General features: G+C 66.5%; 1 protein-coding gene. It reads left to right on the top strand.

Features of this window, described 5'->3' with window-relative positions; genetic code table 11:
* Positions 1–283 precede the first annotated feature (283 nt).
* A partial coding sequence (locus tag ACYVID_RS18175) for a helix-turn-helix domain-containing protein (protein WP_460739481.1) occupies positions 284–776 on the top strand: 493 nt, incomplete at its 3' end.

Here is a 776-nt window from a genome sequence, read left to right as displayed (position 1 = left end):
CACCGCGCCGCAGTAGGGAGTGGATCAGGTCTAGCTGGTCATCAGAGATCGTCGGGTTCCGTGCCCACATGTCGCATCCCCTTGGGGGTAGGGGGTGTTGCGACATTCCTTTGACCTCACCGACCCGGCACTGATTCGACGGTGACCCGGCACTGATTCGACGGTGACCCGGGCTCTTCTGCTGCATGTGTGGGTGCTGTGATCGCGCCTGAATGAGCGCACGCCGTTCTCTGTCTAGGTTTCTGAGCTGTCGAAGAACAGTCACCAGGAGCAGGAGAACGGCGTGCGTGAACGCAGCCTATGGCGTGCCTTGCTGGGTATCGAGAAGAGCGTCATCGAAGCCGTCGAACACGACGAGGAACACGACGACGGAAACGGGTGTGTGGTCGTCCATGTCCGGCCGGTGGCGAAGTCGCGCAACCGATGCGGACACTGTCTACGCCGGGGCAGGGTCTACGACGCGGGTCGTGGTCGACGCCGGTGGCGCTCGCTGGACCTGGGCACCGTCACGACGTTCATCGAAGCCGACGCGCCCCGGGTGTCCTGCCCGGTCCACGGGGTCGTGGTCGCGCACGTGCCGTGGGCGCGCCACGACGCCGGCCACACCCGCGACTTCGACGCCACCGTGGCCTGGCTGGCCACCCAGACCTCCAAGAGCGCCGCGACGGTGTTGATGCGCATCGCGTGGCGCACCGTCGGGTCGATCATCACCCGGGTCTGGGCCGATACCGGCGGATGCGTCGACCAGCTGGCCGGGCTGTCGCGGATCGGGATCG

This window comes from Nocardioides ginkgobilobae (genome assembly GCF_054781275.1).
The sequence above is the reverse complement of the archived record's forward strand: the minus strand, read 5'-3'. Positions and strand labels throughout refer to the sequence as shown.